15 protein-coding genes and 1 pseudogene are annotated in these 21,536 nt (G+C 50.5%); 8 read left to right on the plus strand and 8 right to left on the minus strand.

The features are described from left to right. Nucleotides 1-9: 9 nt before the first annotated feature. The 7 genes from panB to thpR form a co-directional block, all read right to left on the minus strand. Nucleotides 10-804 (minus strand): 3-methyl-2-oxobutanoate hydroxymethyltransferase, encoded by a 795-nt coding sequence (gene panB / locus M2387_RS18470; protein WP_259051500.1) that lies wholly within the window; start codon nt 802-804, stop codon nt 10-12. A 45-nt stretch (nt 805-849) separates the two neighbouring features. Then, nucleotides 850-1,329 carry a 2-amino-4-hydroxy-6-hydroxymethyldihydropteridine diphosphokinase gene (gene folK / locus M2387_RS18475; protein ID WP_259051503.1) on the minus strand — a complete coding sequence of 160 codons (480 nt, stop codon included), beginning with the start codon at nt 1,327-1,329 and terminating at the stop codon, nt 850-852. Next, complete coding sequence (gene pcnB / locus M2387_RS18480; protein WP_409040083.1) at nt 1,326-2,693, minus strand: polynucleotide adenylyltransferase PcnB; 1,368 nt, start codon at nt 2,691-2,693, stop codon at nt 1,326-1,328. Before pcnB ends, folK begins: the two co-directional genes overlap by 4 nt. Before the next feature lie 134 nt (nt 2,694-2,827). Further along, nucleotides 2,828-3,691 carry a tRNA glutamyl-Q(34) synthetase GluQRS gene (gene gluQRS / locus M2387_RS18485; protein WP_259051504.1) on the minus strand — a complete coding sequence of 288 codons (864 nt, stop codon included), beginning with the start codon at nt 3,689-3,691 and terminating at the stop codon, nt 2,828-2,830. Nucleotides 3,692-3,821: 130 nt separating this feature from the next. Continuing rightward, nucleotides 3,822-4,277: an RNA polymerase-binding protein DksA gene (gene dksA, locus M2387_RS18490; protein WP_259051505.1), complete on the minus strand. Its 456-nt coding sequence runs from the start codon at nt 4,275-4,277 to the stop codon at nt 3,822-3,824. 183 nt (nt 4,278-4,460) lie between these two features. Continuing rightward, a complete protein-coding gene (gene sfsA / locus M2387_RS18495; RefSeq protein ID WP_259051506.1) occupies nt 4,461-5,168 on the minus strand; it encodes a DNA/RNA nuclease SfsA in 708 nt (235 codons plus the stop codon). A 24-nt stretch (nt 5,169-5,192) separates the two neighbouring features. Further along, the gene (gene thpR, locus M2387_RS18500) at nt 5,193-5,726 is read right to left on the minus strand and encodes an RNA 2',3'-cyclic phosphodiesterase (RefSeq protein WP_259051509.1); all 534 of its coding nucleotides are present in this window, start codon (nt 5,724-5,726) and stop codon (nt 5,193-5,195) included. Nucleotides 5,727-5,797: 71 nt separating this feature from the next. Between thpR and hrpB the strand changes: the two genes are divergently transcribed. The 6 genes and pseudogenes from hrpB to fhuB all read left to right on the plus strand — a co-directional run bounded on the left by hrpB (nt 5,798) and on the right by fhuB (nt 17,003). After that, a complete protein-coding gene (gene hrpB / locus M2387_RS18505; RefSeq protein ID WP_259051512.1) occupies nt 5,798-8,233 on the plus strand; it encodes an ATP-dependent helicase HrpB in 2,436 nt (811 codons plus the stop codon). 81 nt (nt 8,234-8,314) lie between these two features. Beyond that, nucleotides 8,315-10,843: a bifunctional glycosyl transferase/transpeptidase gene (mrcB, locus tag M2387_RS18510; RefSeq protein WP_259051515.1), complete on the plus strand. Its 2,529-nt coding sequence runs from the start codon at nt 8,315-8,317 to the stop codon at nt 10,841-10,843. Between the two features lie 241 nt (nt 10,844-11,084). After that, nucleotides 11,085-13,268, plus strand: a complete 2,184-nt coding sequence (gene fhuA / locus M2387_RS18515; RefSeq protein WP_259051518.1) for a ferrichrome porin FhuA — start codon at nt 11,085-11,087, stop codon at nt 13,266-13,268. Next, nucleotides 13,232-14,128: pseudogene (gene fhuC / locus M2387_RS18520) on the plus strand (Fe3+-hydroxamate ABC transporter ATP-binding protein FhuC); the annotation flags it as partial. The gene fhuA and the pseudogene fhuC, both read left to right, overlap by 37 nt. Further along, nucleotides 14,128-15,027: a Fe(3+)-hydroxamate ABC transporter substrate-binding protein FhuD gene (gene fhuD, locus M2387_RS18525; protein ID WP_259051523.1), complete on the plus strand. Its 900-nt coding sequence runs from the start codon at nt 14,128-14,130 to the stop codon at nt 15,025-15,027. The pseudogene fhuC and the gene fhuD, both read left to right, overlap by 1 nt. Continuing rightward, on the plus strand, nt 15,024-17,003 hold the full coding sequence (gene fhuB, locus M2387_RS18530; RefSeq protein WP_259051525.1) for a Fe(3+)-hydroxamate ABC transporter permease FhuB: 1,980 nt from the start codon (nt 15,024-15,026) through the stop codon (nt 17,001-17,003). The genes fhuD and fhuB overlap by 4 nt, the downstream gene beginning before the upstream one ends. Nucleotides 17,004-17,047: 44 nt before the next feature. Here fhuB and hemL read toward each other — a convergent pair whose 3' ends face one another. Beyond that, complete coding sequence (gene hemL, locus M2387_RS18535; protein ID WP_259051527.1) at nt 17,048-18,328, minus strand: glutamate-1-semialdehyde 2,1-aminomutase; 1,281 nt, start codon at nt 18,326-18,328, stop codon at nt 17,048-17,050. A gap of 162 nt (nt 18,329-18,490) precedes the next feature. On the opposite strand from hemL, the gene clcA reads away from it, so the two are divergent. Both clcA and erpA read left to right on the plus strand, forming a co-directional pair. Next, nucleotides 18,491-19,927: a H(+)/Cl(-) exchange transporter ClcA gene (gene clcA, locus M2387_RS18540; protein WP_259051529.1), complete on the plus strand. Its 1,437-nt coding sequence runs from the start codon at nt 18,491-18,493 to the stop codon at nt 19,925-19,927. A gap of 81 nt (nt 19,928-20,008) precedes the next feature. Further along, nucleotides 20,009-20,353 (plus strand): iron-sulfur cluster insertion protein ErpA, encoded by a 345-nt coding sequence (erpA, locus tag M2387_RS18545; protein WP_259051531.1) that lies wholly within the window; start codon nt 20,009-20,011, stop codon nt 20,351-20,353. Nucleotides 20,354-21,536: the final 1,183 nt, after the last annotated feature.

Here is a 21,536-nt window from a genome sequence, read left to right on the forward strand (position 1 = left end):
CGTTCTCCTTTACTGAAAACTATGTTCATCGCCCGGATACTGACCGGATTCAACTTCGCTAATGTACTGGCGAACCGCTGCTCGTGCATCACCGGTTTGTGCAAGGAAGTTTTTGGCAAACTTAGGAATATGGCCGCCGGTAATACCGAAAGCGTCATGCATCACGAGGATCTGACCATCGGTTACGTTACCTGCTCCAATACCAATCACCGGGATTATCAGGGCTTCGGTAATACGTTGCGCCAGCTTGACCGGGACACACTCTAATACCAGCAGTTGTGCTCCAGCGGCTTCAAGCGCCAGAGCCTCATCGAAAATGGCTTGCGCGGCATCTGCATCTCGCCCCTGGATTTTATAGCCACCAAAAATATTAACCGATTGTGGCGTCAGACCAATATGCCCGCAGACAGGTACTGCGCGTTCGGTTAGCTGACGAACCGTATCAGCCAGCCAGCGCCCACCTTCGAGTTTCACCATGTTCGCGCCAGCTTGCATCAGCGTTGCTGCGTTAACAAAGGTTTGTTCGGGGGTGGCATAGGACATGAATGGCAGATCGGCGATAACCAGTCCGGCAGGCATACCCCGGCGTACTGCACGGGTATGATAGGCAATATCTTCAACGGTGACAGGCAGAGTGGAGTCATGACCCTGAATGGTCATACCCAGTGAATCACCAACCAGAACAACGCTAATACCTTCATCTGCAAATAATTTAGCGAAACTAAAATCGTAAGCCGTCAGCGTGGCGAATTTTTTCTTGTCTTGCTTTAACTGACGCAGTGTCGAGATTGTGGTGGCTTTCATGATCTTCTCCAGAGAAAAGAGCTGACAAATGGACCGATGTACCGATCACCAGGCCGTAATTCCCTCAAGGGAAAGTGTTGCCAGTGTATCCCGCACAGTATGTCCATCAGGGAAACGACATTCAGGCGCAATCTCCAGCAATGGCAGCAGCATAAACGCCCGATTTTTCATGTCATAATGAGGTACTGTCAGGCGTGAGGTGGTGATGACTTCGTTGCCAAACAGCATAATATCGAGATCTAAAGTCCGTGGTCCCCAGCGTTCCTCTTTACGCACTCGACCCTGTTCCAGCTCAATACGTTGTGTCTGACTGAGTAGCGCATCGGCTGACAAAGTGGTTTCCAGAGCAACGGCGGCATTGAGATAGTCGGGCTGATTGGGAGGGCCTAAAGGTGGGGTACGGTAAAACGAAGAGATAGCCACAATGTGGCTATCTGCAATGGCAGCAATCGCTTCCAGTGCTGAAGAGACTTGTTCCAGCGGGGAAGCCTGATTACTGCCAAGAGCGATATACGCGAGGGTCATGCCTGGCCGCGTGAGGTAGGCTTACGCGGGCGACGATGACGACGGCGAACCGCAGGTTCATCACCCAGATTAACCAGCATATCTTTTTGCAGCGTAGGAGTGGCGACCTGGAACTCTCCCCACCATTTGGTCAGGCGTAACAGTTCCTGGTTATTTTCCACTTCAGCACGCAAGGCCAGTAAATCATAAGCCGCGCGGAACTTAGGATGCTCCATAAGCTTCCAGGCGCGTTTGCCCTGACGGCGTGACAGACGTAATTGCAGTCCCCAGATATCACGGACTAACGTCGTAATACGCTTAGGAATAGCCAGCGCACGACAGGCTTCATCCAGCACGTCATTCATTGCCATCGCGAAAGCGTCGTAATAGGCAAGCCCGCTTTCCTGGGTAATCTTCTGTGCCATTTCCAGCTGTGGATACCAGAGCATTGCCGCGAACAGAAATGCCGGGTTAACGCGCATATCATTCTGAATACGGTTATCGGTATTTTTCAGCACCAGCTCAATCATATGTTCCATTGAGCTATCGTTTTGCTCAGTGAAATTACGCGTAATCATCGGGAACATTGGCTGGAACAGATGATACTGACGCAGCAGCAAATAGGTTGGGTAACCGTAGCCTGCCTGCAGCAGTTTCAGCGATTCTTCGTACAGACGTGCGGGTGGCACATCATTGAGAAGCGTGGCCAGACGGGGGATAGGTTCAGCCGTCTCCGGGCTTATCGTCATATTCAACTTGGCAGCAAAACGCACCGCACGCAACATCCGGACCGGATCTTCACGATAGCGGGTTTCAGGCGTGCCAATCAGACGAATAATACCCTGGTTAAGGTCGGACAGGCCGCCGACATAATCGCGTACCGCGAAGTCAGCAACGCTGTAATACAGGCTGTTAATGGTAAAGTCACGGCGCTGTGCATCTTCTTCAATCGAACCGAAGATATTATCGCGCAGCAACATACCATTTTCGCCACGTTGAGATATCTGCCTGTCTTCAGAAGGCTGCTCTTCATGGTGGCCACGGAAAGTAGCGACTTCGATAATCTCTGGCCCAAACATAATATGAGCCAGACGAAAACGGCGACCGACAAGGCGACAGTTACGGAACAGTTTACGTACCTGCTCGGGGGTCGCGTTAGTGGTCACATCGAAATCTTTCGGTTTTGTACCCAGCAGAAGATCGCGGACACCGCCACCCACCAGATAGGCCTCATATCCCGATTTATTCAAGCGATAGAGCACCTTGAGGGCGTTTTCACTGATATCTTTGCGAGAAATAGCGTGCTTGTCACGCGGAATAACCGTGATGTGCGGGAGAGACTCACTCTCCTCGGCCACGACATCAATGATATTACCATTGCTGATATTATCATTATCGCGGTTAAGCACCTTGCGGCAAAAATTAGCGACTCGGGTAAAAATAGTCCACCTCGGTAGTGTCAATCATGGGTACAAAAAAAACAGCGGCTAATAATAGCCTGGTGTAGAGCATTTGAGAATCATGTATTCACCGGTACGCGTAATAGCGACCAGTTATCGACGGCGTTTATCAGTAATTTTTCCAGTGATAAATCCGCCCAGTTATCTTCAACAGCTTGATTTAAAAAGCGTAATGCTTCAACAAGGACCGGGCGAGGGTCACCTGAAGGCAAAGCGGGAGCATGATTTTGCTTCGACAGTTTTTCTCCCTGTAAATTCAGCGCCAGCGGCAAATGAATATAAGAGGGCGTTTGCCAGCCAAATTGCTGATATAAAGAAATTTGCCGTACCGTGGGTTCAATTAAATCGGCACCACGGACAATCTCTGTAATTCCCTGATGATTATCGTCCACCACCACGGCGAGATTATAAGCAAATAAGCCATCGCGACGGTGAATAATAAAATCTTCCCGCGCCAGTGCACTATCCGCATGCAGCGTGCCGGATAGCAGGTCAGTAAACTGCATTACCGGATGTTGCTGGATAAAGCGCACAGCAGCATTCTCGGGGTCATTATTGCGTTTGCGGCAATATCCATCATAGATGCCTCCCAGCTGATGGATACGACTGCGGGTACAGGTACAGTAATAACTCAAACCTGCGACACGCAAGGTATCCAGGGCTGCACGATAGGCTTCATGGCGCTGTGACTGCCACAGTACGCTGCCATCCCAGAATAAACCGTAGTGCTCCAGCTGCTGCAAAATCGTCGTAGCGGCACCGGGAATTTCACGCGGGGGATCAATATCTTCTATACGCACCAGCCATCGCCCTTGTTTGGCGCGCGCTTGCAGATAACTGCCGAGAGCAGCCACCAGTGAGCCAAAATGTAAGGCGCCAGAAGGTGAGGGGGCGAAGCGACCGATATAATCTTGAGTGGGCATATTCGGATGATGTCGTGGCAGGATGATAACAAATATCCCGGGGATTATGGCTAACCAGAAGCTTTCTGGTCATCTGTCGATGTGGAAGAGTAAGGATGGCAGACCCATCCTTACTCGTTAAGACGGGCTATTAGCCTGTCATCTGTTTTTCACGGATTTCTGCCAGTGTTTTACAGTCAATACACAAATCAGCTGTCGGACGCGCTTCAAGACGACGAATACCGATTTCAACGCCACAAGATTCGCAGTAACCGAAATCTTCGTCTTCTGCTTTTTTCAGCGTCTTTTCAATCTTCTTGATCAATTTACGTTCGCGATCGCGGTTACGTAATTCGAGGCTGAACTCTTCTTCCTGGGCAGCACGGTCTACCGGGTCCGGGAAGTTAGCAGCTTCATCCTGCATATGCGAAACAGTACGGTTAACCTCGTCCATGAGCTGAGAACGCCATGCTTCAAGAATACGTTTGAAGTGCGACAGCTGGGCTTCGTTCATATACTCTTCACCCGGCTTCTCTTGGTATGGCTCCACCCCAGCGATGGCGAGAATACTCAGGGACGATGTCTTACGCTTTTGCCCTTCTTGCATGTTTTTTCTCCTTGACACGCACTTATCGATCCCCTGTCGGGGTAAAATCAGGCCGCTATAAATAGCAGAACCGCTTCAGGATGGCAATTATATAACCCTATCTATTGACAATCATGTGAAGAAACGCGTATCTGCAAAAACAACCATAAATAAAGTGTCACGCTCTCTATTCATTATAAAACATTACGTTAAATAGACAGGTAACGGCGTAGTTAGAGTCATGTGTGTGGCAAAAAGTTCGGCTTTCAGCGCGATAATTTCAACGCCACACTGCTGTGCTTCTGTTAACAACTGCGCGTACTTTGTATCAATATGTCGCGCCGGTGAAACGCTGGTGATAGCTGAGTGCAACACTGCAAACAACATCACTGCACGCTCTCCCTGTTTAACGACATTAATTAACTCTCTTAGATGCTTTTGTCCACGTAAACTCACTGCATCAGGAAAAAAACCTTTACCCTGCTCAAATAAGGTGACTGATTTTACTTCGATATAGCAGTTTACTTTGTCATCCGCGCTTAGCATAAAATCGATACGGCTACCTTCGCTACCGTATTTCACTTCATTTTGGCATTTACTGTAACCCGCTAAAGATACCGGGGGATCGGTGAGCAGTCGTTCCTTGACCAGTTGATTGGCCCGTAGCGTGTTTACACAAATCATTTCTTGCTGCTGAGTTTGGGTTAGCTCCCAGCTATTGGGATACTTACGCTTCAGATTATCTGAGGTTGAGTACCAGACCGTATCTCCGGGCGTGGCACATCCGGTCATGGCACCGGTATTCGGGCAATGCAGCGTGATAACTTCACCTTGTGGAGTGACGACATCGGCCAGAAAACGTTTATAGCGCTTAATTAACGTCGCTGATTGTAGCGGTGGGATAAACTCCATTTCGGACTCCTGATAGATATCAGTTTACGGCTCTGATAGCGGCCATTTTTCCAGCACTTGATAGTGCGTTCGCCCCTGTTTAAAGTCTGAAGAATAGAGCGCAAACTCAACAGGTCGAAATGACCAGCTAAAACCCGGAGCCGGTAGAGCTACGGCTTGAGTGGCCTGACGATACAGCGATATATGGGGGTGAAACGGCATTGCGGCCTGATAACAACCACTGCGAGCAGCCTGGGCACGCAGCATATCGGCCAGTTGCAGAAGTCCTCTCGGGGCTTGTTTCGGCCCGACCCAAATAACGCCTGAACGCAGCCATTGCCCGGCATCATTCAGGCATAAATCAAATGCCGATTGCTGAATACGTCCGGCTAACCGGGATAGCGCCCGCTGCTTTTCAGCTGAGATATCACCCAGAAAAGCGAGCGTCAGATGCAAATTAGCCTGAACTACCGGCTTGCCAGCAGACAAGGGGAAATATGTCGCCCGCCAGGAGATAAGTTCGGACTGTATCTCGTCGGGAAGTTCGAGTGCAAAAAACAGACGGCGAGTTTCACTCATGGGTACCTCTCGGTTATAGGGTGACTGATGCTACAATACCGGCCCTGTGATGTTAACCCCTGGAGCCGTTTGTGTCGTCATTACCGGTTGCGTCTGTTTTGCCTGAGCTGCTTGCCGCACTTGCTTCTGCCCCACAAGTATTATTAATTGCGCCTACCGGTGCGGGAAAATCCACCTGGTTGCCTCTGCAAATTCTCGCCCAACGTTCTGGAAAGGGGCGTATCTTATTGCTGGAACCCCGCCGTCTGGCGGCCCGTAATGTTGCCCAGCGCATGGCGGATCTACTCGGCGAAAAACCTGGAGAAACAGTGGGTTATCGGATGCGGGCAGATAGCTGTGTAAGCGCTCAGACGCGGCTTGAAGTAGTGACCGAGGGTATTCTCACACGTCAGATTCAGCAAGATCCGGAGCTGAACGGTATCGACTTAGTTATCCTCGACGAATTCCATGAACGTAGTCTACAGGCCGATTTGGCCTTGGCTCTGTTGCTCGATGTGCAGGCCGGGCTGCGGGACGATTTAAAAATACTGATTATGTCCGCTACCTTGGACGATAGCCGTTTACAGCAGCTCCTTCCGGCAGCCCCCGTTGTTACCTCGCAAGGACGTACTTTTCCGGTTGAGAGTCGTTATAGCTCGCTATCCACACATCAGCGTTTTAATGAAGCGGTTGCCAGCGAAGTCGCAGGCTTACTGCGGCAAGAATCGGGCTCTTTACTGCTATTTCTGCCCGGCGTCAGTGAAATTAAACGGGTACTTGAACAGTTAACTGAACGCGTTTCTGAAGACGTTTTGTTATGTCCTCTTTATGGCGCTCTATCCTTGAATGAACAGCGTCAGGCTATTCTTCCGGCTCCCGCAGGTAAGCGTAAAGTGGTTCTGGCAACCAATATTGCGGAAACCAGTTTAACGATAGAGGGGATCCGCTTAGTCGTCGATAGTGGTCTGGAACGGGCGGTTCGCTTTGATCCGGCTACCGGGCTGACGCGTCTGGTCACCCAGCGTATTAGCCAGGCTTCAATGGCCCAGCGTGCCGGGCGTGCGGGACGTCTGGAGCCGGGTATTTGCCTGCATCTCATCAGCGCGGAACAAGCCGAGAGGGCCAGCGCCCAAAGCAGCCCGGAAATTCTCAACAGCGATTTATCCAGCCTCCAATTGGAAATTTTGCAGTGGGGTTGCGTTGATATCACCCAGCTCACCTGGCTGGATATGCCCCCGGCGGTAAACCTTGCCCAGGCTCAGAAAATATTACGGCAGATAGGCGCTATTGATGACAAGCTTCGTCTGACGACTATTGGTCAGAAGATGGCGCAGACTGGCAGCGACCCACGTTCAGCCAGTATGCTGGTGGCCGCAAAAACCGCAGATGAACAAGCCAGCGCAGCTTTGCTCGTGGCACTGCTTGAAGATCCTCCGCGTTTTACTTCCGGAGGAGATTTACGTGCCGCTTTTGATAACGCATCGAGTGCCGTGCGCCAGCGGGCTGGTCAGTTACTTAAGCGACTGAATAGCCGCGGAGGGAAAGCAGACCTCGTGTTGATTATGCCTTTACTGGCTCAGGCCTTTCCTGACAGAATTGCCCGACGTCGGGGGAATGGAGGGCGCTACCAGTTAGCCAACGGCATGGGAGCAATGCTGGACGATGATGATGCCCTGACGCGTTATGAATGGCTTATCGCACCCTTATTACTGCAAGGTAATGCTTCACCTGACGCACGTATCTTATTCGCCCTGCCGATTGAACTTGATGCGCTAACGGCCCAGTGTCCTGGGCTTATCGAAACCGATAATTCAGTCGAGTGGAACGAAGCTCATGGAGTGTTAAAAGCGCTACGGCGGCGCAAAATCGGTAAACTGATTATCAGTGTTCAGCAGCGGGAAAAACCCCCTGAAGCCGAGATGCAACAGGCGATTCTTAACGGTATCCGTACTAATGGACTGGATTGTTTAACCTGGTCAACAGCGGCTGAACAACTCCGTGTGCGTCTGAGCTGTGCAGCGCGCTGGCTACCAGAACTGAAATGGCCCCTCGTCGATGATGAAACCTTACTGGCAAATCTTGAGCACTGGTTATTGCCGGAAATGAACGGTATCTATTCTCTTAATGGTTTGAAAAAAATAGATTTAAGTAAAGCATTAACCCATTTACTCGACTGGTCGCTGCGTCAACGGCTGGATAGTACGCTACCAACTCATTACACTGTGCCCACCGGCAGTCAGATAGCCATTCGCTATAGTGATGAGAATCCGCCGGTACTGGCGGTACGTATGCAGGAAATGTTTGGTGAGTCCCGAACGCCTTGCATCGCTGAGGGGCGTGTTCCCTTGCTGCTTGAGTTATTATCTCCGGCACAGCGCCCGCTCCAGGTCACGCAAGATCTCACTGCTTTCTGGCAGGGGGCGTATCGCGAGGTACAAAAAGAGATGAAAGGGCGTTACCCCAAACATGTCTGGCCCGATGACCCGGCTTCGGCACTGCCTACGCGGCGGACTAAAAAGTACCAGTGAATTTTGAGAAATTTCTTCTTTCGTTTATGGCGAGAGAGTGGAGAATCGGGCAGCTTGCCTGAAATTTTGTGGAGATAAGAAATGGCGGGGAATGACCGCGAGCCAATTGGTCGCAAAGGAAAATCTACGCATTTTGCGAAAACGAAGGGCAAAAATTCTCGGCTCTCGGACGATGATTACACGGATGATGATTATGATGATGACTATGAAGACGAAGAATCGATGCCACCGGTAAAGAAAAAAAGAGGCAAGGGCGGGCGGCCGCCAAAAAAACATCGCTTACTGAAGTTTCTGTTAAAGCTTTTTGTCCTCTTTGTAGTGGGCATGGCTATCTATGGTTTTTATCTCGATCAGCAAATTCGCAGCCGTATTGACGGTAAGGTCTGGCAGTTACCTGCGGCAGTGTATGGGCGAATGGTCAATCTTGAACCTGATATGCCCTACAGCAAAGCGGAAATGGTTAAACTGCTGGAAGCCACTCAGTATCGCCAGGTCACGCGTATGACGCGTCCGGGTGAGTTTACCGTGCAGGCGAATTCCATCGAAATGATCCGTCGTCCGTTTGATTTCCCGGACGGAAAAGAGGGGCAGATCCGCGCCCGATTGAAGTTTGAAGCTGGCCGTCTGGAATCTATCCAGAATATGGATAACAACCGCAGCTTTGGTCTGTTCCGCCTCGATCCGCGCCTGATCACTATGCTGTCTTCCACCAACGGCGAGCAACGCCTGTTTGTCGCGCGGGATAACTTCCCAGACTTACTGGTAGACACCCTAATTGCGACCGAAGATCGTCATTTCTATCAGCATGACGGTATCAGCCTTTATTCCATTGGCCGTGCTTTAGTGGCGAACCTGACTGCCGGACGTGCAGTGCAGGGTGGAAGTACCTTGACGCAGCAGCTGGTGAAAAACCTGTTTTTAACCAACCAGCGAACGCTGTGGCGTAAAGCAAACGAAGCTTATATGGCCATCATTATGGATGCCCGTTATAGCAAAGACCGCATTCTTGAACTGTATCTGAACGAAGTCTATCTGGGGCAGAGCGGTGATGAGCAGATCCGCGGCTTCCCGCTGGCCAGCCTGTACTATTTCGGTCGCCCGGTTGATGAACTGAGTCTGGATCAACAGGCTCTGCTGGTCGGGATGGTGAAAGGGGCTTCACTTTATAACCCATGGCGTAATCCAAAACTGGCTCTGGAGCGCCGTAATGTGGTGTTACGTCTGCTGCAAGAACAGCAGGTTATCGACCAGGAACTCTATCAAATGCTGAGTGCCCGTCCGTTAGGCGTTCAGCCTAGAGGCGGCGTGATTTCACCTCAGCCTGCCTTTATGCAGATGGTGCGTCAGGAGCTACAGGCGAGGCTCGGCGATAAAGTGAATGACCTGTCCGGGGTGAAAATTTTTACCACCTTTGATTCGGTTTCACAGGATGCAGCAGAAAAAGCGGTGACCGAGGGGATTCCGGCATTACGTGAGTCTCGTAAGCTGAACGATCTCGAAGCGGCCATGGTCATTGTTGACCGCGTCAGCGGTGAAGTCCGTGCTTTAGTGGGTGGAGCAGAGCCGCAGTATGCGGGCTTTAACCGTGCGCTCCAGGCTCGTCGTTCTATTGGTTCCCTGGCGAAGCCCGCCACTTATCTGACTGCGCTGGGGCAGCCGGACAGATATCGTCTCAATACCTGGATTTCCGATGCGCCACTGTCGATTCCCATGTCAAACGGACAGGTGTGGTCTCCTCAGAACGATAACCGACAGTTCAGTGGCCAGGTGATGCTGGTGGATGCCTTAACGCGTTCGATGAACGTACCGACAGTTAATCTGGGTATGGCGCTCGGCTTACCGGCAGTCACTGAGACCTGGACTAAGCTCGGTGTTCCTAAAGATCAGCTCCATCCGGTTCCGTCGATGTTACTGGGTGCCCTGAACCTGACGCCGATTGAAGTAGCTCAGGCGTTCCAGACCATCGGTAGCGGTGGGAATCGCGCCACCTTATCAGCCGTGCGCTCGGTGATTGCTGAAGACGGTAAAGTGTTATACCAGAGCTTCCCGCAAGCCGAACAGGCGGTCGCTCCGCAGGCGGCATACCTGACGCTGTATACCATGCAGCAGGTTATCGCTAAGGGAACCGGACGTGTGCTGGGGGGCAAATACCCTAATCTGCACCTGGCAGGTAAGACGGGTACGACTAACAATAACGTTGATACCTGGTTTGCCGGAATTGACGGCAAAGAGGTCGCTATTACTTGGGTAGGCCGCGATAATAACCAGCCGACCAAGCTCTATGGTGCCAGCGGGGCAATGTCGTTGTACCAGCGCTATCTGGCGAACCAAACGCCGATTCCACTGAACTTAAGGGTTCCTGAGGATATCGTCGATTTGGGCGTCGACAGTGCGGGTAACTTCCAGTGCAGCACCGTGGGTTATCGTGTGCTACCGGTCTGGACGAAAAATCCGGAAGGCTTGTGTCAGCAAACTCCGCAAGTAGATAACAACCCATTCAGCCAGGGTCAGCCGCAACCGCAGCAGGCACCTCCCGCCCAGGCTCCGGCGGCACAACCTGAATCTGATGGTGTTGCAGGCTGGATTAAAGATATGTTTGGTAACAATTAACCGTTAATAAACATAGCATTCAGGGCGAGTCCGCTTAGCGGCTCGCCCTTTTTAATAACCTGATTACGCCAACTTATCTTAAATTACACAGTCTCATAACCCCATAAAAACAGGGGTGTGACTTGATGTAACAGGCTCGGTTAAGCGCTTGCCATAAACGTTTTCTATCGTCTATTATCTGCTCCTCGCAAGAATCATTCTCCTTTGCTTTATCATTTATCTTTTCATTAGGAACACTGCCATGGCTCGTTTTATTCCAGGTACACCTGGTCACCTTTCTTTGCGCAAGATTGCCTTGCTCGTTGCCACGGCAGTGGGAGGAAGTTCGGTCTTCAGCGTTGCAGCGCAGACTCCCGCTCCAGCTAAAGAAGACAATATCGTTGTCACCGCTACCGCCACTGCGGGTCCGACGGAGAGCGCATGGGGGCCTAGCCCAACGATTGCCGCTAAACGTACGGCTACCGCCACCAAAACGGACACACCGATTGAGAAAACACCTCAGTCTATCTCCGTGGTGACTAATGAAGAGATGCAGACTCACCAATTCCGTTCAGTGAAAGAAGCGCTGGGATACACCCCGGGGGTCAGCACCGCTTCCCGTGGCGCATCCAACACCTATGACTACGTTGTTGTTCGTGGTTTTGCTCCCGTCGGTTTGAACCAGAACAACTACCTCGATGGTTTGAAAATGAAGGGAGATTTCTATAACGACGCGGTTATCGATCCCTATATGCTGGAACGCGTTGAGTTAATGCGCGGCCCGACTTCAGTCCTGTACGGTACCAGCAGTCCTGGCGGGATTGTGAATATGGTCAGCAAACGTCCGAGCAAAGAACCGATACATGAAATTCAGTTTAAAATGGGTAGCCATAATCTGTACCAGACCGGGTTTGATTTTAGCGATGAACTCGACGATGACGGGGTTTACTCCTATCGCCTGACGGGGGTTGCGCGTTCCAACAATGAACAGCAAGAGTATGCCAAACAGAAACGCTATGCTATTGCCCCTGCTTTTACCTGGCAGCCCAATGACAAAAGCTTTTTGACGCTGTTATCCTATTTTCAGAATGAGCCAGAAACAGGTTATTACGGCTGGTTACCGAAAGAAGGCACGGTAGAACCTTTACCGGGTGGCGGGCGTTTCCCGGTGAGCTTTAACGAAGGTGCTTCGAATAACACCTATTCCCGTAATCAGAAAATGGTGGGCTATAACGCCGAACATGGGCTAAATGACACCTTCACCCTGCGCCAGAACTTGCGCTTTTCTCAAATGAAAGTGTCAGAGAAAAACGCCTACGGTCTGGGATTAGCGGGTGATTATATAAACCGTGGCACCACCAACAGCGTGGAGCGGTTACAGAACTTTAGCGTTGATACCCAGCTACAAACTAAATTTGCCACCGACAATATTCAACATACCCTGTTAACCGGTGTGGATTATATGCGGATGCGTAATGACGTCCATGCCGTTTTCGGTAGCGCGCCTCCACTGGATATCAATAACCCATCCCGTGATCCGGTTGATTTCGGCGATGCCGTTCCTTATCAATTAAATAAAACTAACCAGACGGGGATTTATCTCCAGGATCAGGCTGAGTGGGATAAATGGGTGGTGACGCTGGGTGGTCGCTATGATTGGCTGAAACAAGAGACTACCGTCAGGTCAGTAAATGACACGGTATCGCGAAATGATAGCAAGTTTAGCTGGCGCGGCGGTGTCAACTATCTGTTTGATAATGGCATTACCCCTTATGTCAGCTACAGCCAGTCTTTTGAGCCGAATGTATTCAGCCTCTTCAGTACGCCACGTGTAGCCTATGCGCCTTCACGGGGTGAGCAGTACGAAGCAGGGGTAAAATATACGCCTAAAGATTATGCGGTTGTCGTTACTGGGGCTCTGTTCCAGCTAACCAAAACCAATAACTTAATGACCGATCCTACGAATCCAAACAACCAAGTCCCTGCGGGAGAGATTCGCGTTCGTGGTGCGGAATTCGAAGCGAAAGCGGCATTAAACCTGAATATCAATCTGACCGCCTCTTACACCTGGACCGATGCCGAATATACCAAAGACACCGATCTGAAAGGTAATGCCCCAGTTCAAGTTCCTAAAAATATGGCTTCATTATGGGGCGACTATACCTTCCATAATGGCGCATTAAGTGGTCTGACGCTGGGAACGGGTGGACGCTTTATTGGCTCCAGTTTTGGTGATCCTGCGAACAGCTTTAAAGTCGGTAGCGCCGCGGTGATGGATGCCGTGGTGAAGTATGACTTAGGCCGCTTTGGTCTTAATGATTCAAGCATTGCATTAAATATTAATAACTTGTTGAATCGTGAATACGTTGCCAGCTGCTTCCAGACATACGGTTGTTACTGGGGAGCTGAACGTCAGGCCGTCGCGACCGCCACTTTCCGTTTCTAAGTTCTCTTCGGGCAGGTGATTCCTGCCCTTTAATTGAATGGTTACTTTATTGGATGGTTATTATGCAGGATACACAGGCTCATCCTGAGACAACGTTTAGTCTTACGGATGTCACTTTTCGCGTATCGGGCCGCACTTTACTGGCCCCGCTGTCGATGACTTTCCCTGCGGGTAAAGTAACGGGTCTGATTGGCCATAATGGTTCCGGCAAGTCGACGTTGTTAAAAATGCTCGGGCGTCATCAGAAAGCGTCAGAAGGCGGTATTCAGCTCAATGATCGGGCGCTCGATAGCTGGAACAGCAAAGAGTTTGCTCGTCAGGTTGCCTATTTGCCGCAGCAGTTACCGGCTGCCGAAGGCATGACGGTACGTGAGCTGGTGGCGATTGGTCGCTATCCCTGGCATGGTGCTCTGGGGCGTTTTGGTTCCGATGACCGTGAACGGGTAGAAGAGGCGATTCATCTGGTGGGATTAACCGCTTTTGCTAACCGCCTGGTGGACAGCTTATCAGGAGGGGAACGTCAGCGTGCATGGATTGCCATGCTGGTGGCACAGAACAGCCGTTGCCTGCTACTCGATGAACCCACCTCGGCACTGGATATTGCACACCAGGTTGATGTCCTGGCGTTAATTCATCGGCTGAGCCAGCAACGTGGCCTGACGGTGATTGCCGTGTTGCATGATATCAATATGGCTGCCCGCTATTGCGATAACCTGGTCGCGCTGCGCGGCGGGGAAATGATTGCTTCAGGCACCCCAACCGAGATGATGCAAAGCGATACGCTGGCTAAAATCTACGGTATCCCAATGGGTATTCTGCCGCATCCTTTAGGTGCCGCACCGGTGAGTTTTGTCTACTAATGCATAATCCATCCGATTTCTTGTTAACGCGCCGTCGGTTACTGGCGGCGTTAGCTGTATCGCCGGTATTATTTAATTTGCCTTCCGCACTGGCCGCCCTGCCTGATACTCAGCGTATTATTGCCCTTGAATGGCTACCCATTGAGTTACTTATGGCGCTGGGTATTACCCCCATGGCGGTGGCTGACAGGCCGAATTATCAGGTCTGGGTTAATGAGCCAAAGTTACCTGATTCAGTCATTGATGTCGGGCTGCGTACCGAACCTAATCTGGAATTTATGGCGCAATTAAAACCGTCCCTGATTGTCTATTCTGCTGGCTATGGCCCCTCTGAAGAGAAAATCAAACGTATCGCTCCCGGGCTCGGTTTTCCCTTCAATGACGCCTCGGGCAAACCTTTGGATGTCGCGCGCCGCTCGCTCACCGAACTGGGTGATGCGCTGGGAATGCAGGATGCGGCCAGGCGTCACCTTAGCGAGTTTGATGCTTATATAGAGAGTATGAAACCGCGCTTTGCTAACCGGGGCAGTCGCCCGTTATTGCTGATGGGCTTTCTTGATAGTCGTCATGTGCTGGTGGTGGGAAAACACAGCCTGTTCCAGCAAGTGATGGATCAGCTTGGGCTGAAAAATGCGTGGACTGGTGAAACCAACTTCTGGGGTACCGCGATTGTCGGTATTGAACGGCTGGCAGAGATTAAAGGGGCGGATGTGCTATGCATGCAACACAACAACAGTGCCACTATCCAGCAAGCAACCTCGACGCCGCTATGGCGCTCGATGCCCTTTATTCGTGAAGATCGTTTCCAGCTAATTCCGGCGGCCTGGCTTTATGGCGCGACGCTGTCTGCGATGCATTTTACCCGCGTACTGGATGATGCTATCGGAGGTAAGGCATGATGCGACATCGCTTTCTCCTGCCCGTCAGCTTTTTGCTTGCCCTGTTTATCGTAGCCCTAGGGCTAACGCTTCACAATATGCAGGCTTTATTGCCCTCCAGTCAGTGGATGAGCGCGCTGCGGCTACCTGACCCTGATGAAATCAACCAGATGCTGTTTCACTACAGCTTAATGCCCCGTGTGATGATTGCGTTGCTGGTGGGAGCGGGACTGGGGCTGGTCGGGGTCTTATTCCAGCAGGTTTTACGTAACCCGCTGGCCGAGCCCACTACCCTGGGTGTTGCCAGTGGTGCACAGCTGGGGATCACCGTTGCCACTCTTTGGGCACTCCCCGTGGCAGTTCAGCCTTATGTGGCATTAATCGGTGCCGCAGTGGTGGGGCTGGTGGTCTTTGGCGTTGCCTGGGGGCGGCGTTTATCCCCCGTCACGTTAATCCTTGCCGGACTGGTGCTGAGCTTATACTGCGGAGCCGTCAATCAGTTACTGGCTATTTTTAACTATGACCAGCTACAGAATATGTTCCTGTGGAGTACCGGCTCACTGAATCAGCAAGACTGGAGCAGCGTCCAAACCCTGTGGCCGCGTCTGTTAGGCGGACTGGTATTAACCCTGTTCCTGCTGCGTCCGCTGACCTTAATGGGGCTGGATGATGGCGTTGCCCGCAATTTGGGGCTGGCGCTCTCCATTACCCGTCTGGCTATTCTGAGTCTGGCGATTATTCTTAGCGCACAGCTGGTCAGTGCGGTAGGGATTGTCGGTTTTATCGGCCTGTTTGCTCCGCTTCTGGCAAAAATGCTCGGTGCCCGTCGTCTGTTACCGCGTCTGTTCCTCGCGCCACTGATTGGCGCGCTGATCCTCTGGCTCTCCGATCAGGTGGTTATCTGGCTGGCGAGTTTCTGGCGTGAGATCTCGACCGGAACCATCACCGCATTGATCGGCGCACCGATTTTGTTATGGCTGTTACCCAGGTTACGTACCTACAGCATGCCTTCCATGAGCATCGGCGATAATGTTCAGGCTGAGCGTCAGGCGCGTTATCTGTGGATCTCCGTTGGACTGCTGCTATTGATTATTACCGGCGCAATTGCTTTGTCGCTGGGACGTAACGAACAGGGCTTAAGCTGGCTAAGCGGCGCGCTGTTTGATGAAGTCCTTCCCTGGCGCTGGCCGCGGGTTCTGGCTGCGATGACGGCCGGGGTGATGCTGGCGGTAGCGGGCTGCCTGATTCAGCGCCTGACCGGTAATGCGATGGCGAGTCCCGAGGTGTTGGGGATAAGCTCCGGGGCTGCCTTTGGCGTCGTGTTAATGCTGTTCTTCGTTCCGGGCGATGCTTTTGGCTGGATGCTTCCTGCCGGAAGTCTCGGGGCGGCAGTCACATTACTGATCATTATTATTTCAGCTGGGCGGGGAGGATTCTCTCCACAGCGAATGTTGCTGGCCGGGGTGGCGTTAAGTACCGCCTTTATGATGCTGCTGATGCTAATGATGGCCAGCGGCGATCCGCGTATGTCCTCAATACTGACCTGGATTTCAGGTTCGACCTACAATGTGAGTGGCATACAGGCGCTGCAAAGCCTCGGTATTATGGTGGTATTGCTGGCGATTATGCCGTTCTGTCGACGCTGGCTGGTTATCCTGCCGCTTGGCCGGGCGACGGCGAGCGCTGTGGGCATGGCGGTAACACCTGCGCAATTGCTGGTACTGTTACTGGCTGCAACCCTGACCGCGTCAGCGACGCTGATTATCGGTCCACTGAGTTTTGTCGGTCTTATGGCTCCGCATATCACCAGTATGCTTGGCTTCCGTCGGGCAATGCCGCAGATGATTATCTCCGGTATTCTGGGTGGGATACTGATGATTATCGCTGACTGGTTTGGCCGAATGATCCTGTTCCCGAACCAGGTTCCGGCCGGGTTGCTGGCAACCTTTATCGGCGCACCTTACTTTATCTATTTACTGAGAAAGCAGAGCCGCTAAGCCCTATTTCGCCCTCTCACCTTTTAGTGAGAGGGCGCTAATACTCAGAGCTCAGCGAAGGCTACGCGCGCGGCATCAATGGTCTTTTGAATGTCTTCTGGTGAATGAGCGACCGACATAAAACCGGCCTCAAAGGCGGAAGGTGCCAGATAAATACCTTGTTCCAGCATTAAGTGGAAGAAGCGTTTAAAACGCTCTACATCGCAGGCCATCACATCGCTGTAACTTGTTACAGTTGGTGCATCGGTAAAGAACAGGCCAAACATCCCGCCGACCTTGTTAACCACCAGAGGAATACCTTCTTCTTCAGCGGCATGCAGTAGGCCTTCTGCCAGCATCTCAGTCAGCTCTGTCAGCGTTTCATAAATCCCCGGCTGGGTAATTTCATTCAGACAGGCATAGCCTGCTGCCATCGCGATAGGGTTGCCGGAAAGGGTTCCTGCCTGATAGACCGGGCCGACCGGGGCAAGAGCTTCCATTATCTCACGACGACCACCAAAAGCACCGACCGGCATTCCGCCGCCGATAATTTTACCCAGACAGGTCAGGTCGGGCTCTACGCCGTAATAGTCCTGGGCACCCGCTAAAGCAACGCGGAAACCGGTCATCACTTCATCGATAATTAACAGCGCACCGAATTCATCACACAGAGCACGCAGGCCTGGCAGGAAATCGTCGTTCGGTGGAATACAGTTCATATTGCCGGCGACCGGTTCAACGATAATACAGGCGACTTCTTCCGGATAGTTAGTGAAGGCTTCACGTACTGAAGCCAGGTCGTTATAGGTACAGGTCAGGGTATGTTTTGCAAAATCAGCAGGAACGCCCGGCGAGTTCGGCTGGCCTAAGGTCAGTGCACCGGAGCCAGCTTTGACCAGTAAGCAGTCCGCATGACCGTGGTAACAGCCTTCAAATTTAATGATTTTATCGCGTCTGGTAAAACCACGCGCCAGGCGGATAGCGCTCATGGTCGCTTCAGTGCCTGAGTTGACCATACGCACCATATCCATCGTGGGTACCAACTCAGTGACCAGCTCGGCCATTTTGACTTCCATTTCGGTCGGTGCACCGAAGCTTAAACCGCGGCTGACGGCCTCAATCACCGCATTACGAATGGCCGGGTGATTATGCCCGAGGATCATCGGACCCCAGGAACCGACATAATCAATATAAGCTTTACCTTCAACGTCAAAGAGATAAGCGCCATCTGCGCGTTCAATGAATAGCGGCACACCGCCAACACCGGTAAAGGCGCGTACCGGTGAATTAACGCCTCCAGGGATGACCTGACGGGCGGCGGTATATAAACTTTCAGACTGACTCATGAATCGGCTCCTGACTCGGAAAGAGATATTAACGTATAGTCTATGCGAAACGACGGACGGGATGTAATGAACCTGCGAGATAAACTGTGATATTCACAGGACGTCTGGTGAATCCGCAGGTAATATAGATATATTACTTGCCATTATACATGACTGAGAGCCATGAATTCAGGAAACTCCAGCCCCCAGGGGCAGTCTGGTGCGTCTGAGCGTAGCAAGACGCTTATACGCCGTTTACATGATGTCGATAAAGTGCCTCTCACTACGCTTCTGCTGGCAGCCCTGGTCGGAACGCTTGCTGGTCTGGCGGGCGTAGGTTTCGACAAAGCGGTGAACCTGGTACAACAATACCGTCTTGGCATGCTAGCCGAGGTAGCAGACGATGCATGGGTTGTCTGGCCGATGGCCTTTCTGGCTTCAGCTTTACTAGCGATGTTTGGTTACTATTTGGTTCGGCGTTTTGCACCCGAAGCGGGAGGCTCTGGCATACCTGAAATTGAAGGTGCCCTGGAAGGGGTCCGGCCAGTACGCTGGTGGCGAGTCATTCCGGTTAAGTTCTTCGGGGGTATGGGAACCCTGGGCGCAGGGATGGTATTAGGGCGTGAAGGCCCGACCGTACAGCTCGGTGGGAGTTTCGGCCAGATGGTTTTTGACATCTTTCGTCTACGTAATCCGGAAACACGTCATTCGTTAGTGGCAACCGGGGCCGGTGCCGGGCTGGCAGCAGCCTTTAATGCGCCGCTGGCAGGCATCTTTTTTGTAATAGAAGAATTGCGTAAGCAGTTTCACTATAATTTTATCTCAATCAAAGCGGTATTTATTGGTGTTATCATGTCGACAGTCGTCTATCGATATTTTAACCCCGGTTTAATTTTGATTGATCTCGGGATGGTCGGCGATGTTGAGCTGAATACACTGTGGCTATATCTGGTCCTGGGTATGGTTATCGGTGTTATTGGCGTAATATTTAATCGCCTGGTGCTGGGCGTACAGGATATGTTTCAGCGTATCCATGGTGGTAATACAACCAAGTGGGTATTGATTGGCGGCCTGATTGGCGGTGCTTGTGGTGTACTGGCGCTGCTACAAAGTTCGGTAGTAGGCGGTGGGTTCAATATGATCCCTATCGCAACCGCCGGAAACTACAGCTTAAGCATGTTGTTATACTTATTTCTGGCACGTCTTGTTATCAGCTTACTGTGTTTTTCATCTGGTGCACCTGGTGGTATTTTTGCCCCTATCCTGGCTTTAGGAACCTTGCTGGGAATGTCATTCGGAACTTTCAGTGCAATGTGGTTGCCTGAATATAATCTGCCGATGGGGGTTTTTGCCCTGGTAGGAATGGGGGCATTACTGTCCGCAACCTTGCGTGCACCGCTGACCGCGATTGCACTGGTGCTGGAAATGACTGGTAACTATCAGCTTATTTTACCCATGCTCGTTACGAGTGTTGGTGCGACATTATTAGCGAATTTTCTGGGAGGAAAACCGTTATACTCACAAATCCTGGCAAGAACGCTGGCCAAGCAAGAAGCCGATAAAGCGAATGCTGCATCCCCTACACCTGTGGAGCAGACATCAGCAGAGCGTAATACTTGAACGATTCACCAGGGTGTCGGATAATATTATATAAAGTACGGGTGATGTTGTGCCCGGCTTGTTCATTGTTTGGAGCAAAACATGAGTACTGACGTAGCACTGCCCCTTCAGTTTACTGAAGCAGCGGCCAAGAAAGTAAAAAGTCTGATCTCAGACGAAGAGAATCCGAATCTGAAATTGCGAGTCTATATCACCGGCGGTGGATGTAGCGGCTTTCAGTATGGCTTTACCTTTGACGATCAGATTAACGACGGTGATATGACCATCGAAAAACAAGGTGTTGCTCTGGTTGTTGACCCAATGAGCCTGCAATATCTGGTTGGCGGTGCGGTAGACTATAGCGAAGGCCTTGAAGGGTCACGTTTCGTGGTCACCAATCCAAATGCGACCAGCACCTGCGGATGCGGTTCTTCATTCAGTATCTGATCTGAGTCCAGCCTGGGAGGGGGGACCATACGTGTTTTCTATGAGATATCTCAGGAAACCTATGAAAAATAGTCCAACGACTGCCCCTGTCCCTCCCTCTTTAATTCTATTCAACCCTATTTCTCCTTCATAAACCTTGATCCTCTCCTCATCAGACTATTCGCGTATTTTTTGATAAAAAACACTTTATTTAATGTGTAGCTTTCAATATAGCCTCTATTTAGCCTTGGATAACATTTTATATATATGTAATGTCCGGTAAGCTTTTTGTCTTTGAATGTAAGATATATTTAATGGCTGCCGTGGAAAAGCTGAATTCGCTGCTGTTGATCGGCGGATATGGCATGACAATGGTGGTGTTAATGATACGATTGTGTCGAAAAACTCAGGGAGTACGACAGGGAAACGGATGGGGACGACAGCAGTTGATTATAGGGATAAAGAAAGCTAAAGGCGCATATAAACAGATGAGTGTCATATTTATGTGGTGAAAATATACGCCTGATAACAAAAAACTAATCCAGTCTCTATTGTGAATCGTTTTCCCAGGAATTAATTTAAGGATAAAAAGAGTGATCTTGATAAATTAATTGTGCGGATATCAATTATCAGACATTTTTATTATTACTAATCGTCGATTATTACAGGAATGGAGGGTGAAGGAGATTTTTGTCATGTTCCTTTGGGTTTTCTGAAATATTATAGCCATTTATTAATGAGTCGGTGATTAAGATTTACGGTAAAACAGTACAAAATACCCATGATAAAATCAGGCTGTTAGTGTGATTGATAACATCCTTGTTTTTTTGACTTTAGTTGAAACCTCGCCCGATAAAAAGAAATTACTTCTATATATGATATTTGTTGTATGTTGTTGATTTTAAAAAATAAATCATGGGTGGGAGATAAATTAATTTCAAGGGTATGTTGTTAAAAAATTCTGTCATGATGAACATGGTTATATATCTTCGTAAAATATAATTAGTTGAGATAAATAAAGTCATTTTTGTGAAATTAATCAATGATTCGACCTTGTGGATTATTATTCAGAGCTAAAATATTATAGATGACAGGGGAGGGCATACCTGTTTCAAATTATATTTCGAGTAAGGTTATAAAGTCATATGGAAAGGCTGGAATTAAATGGATGAATCAGGCTGTTTGATCAAATGAATAAAAATAA

Origin of the sequence: Klebsiella sp. BIGb0407, assembly GCF_024807845.1 — a bacterium.
GTDB lineage: Bacteria > Pseudomonadota > Gammaproteobacteria > Enterobacterales > Enterobacteriaceae > JGM124.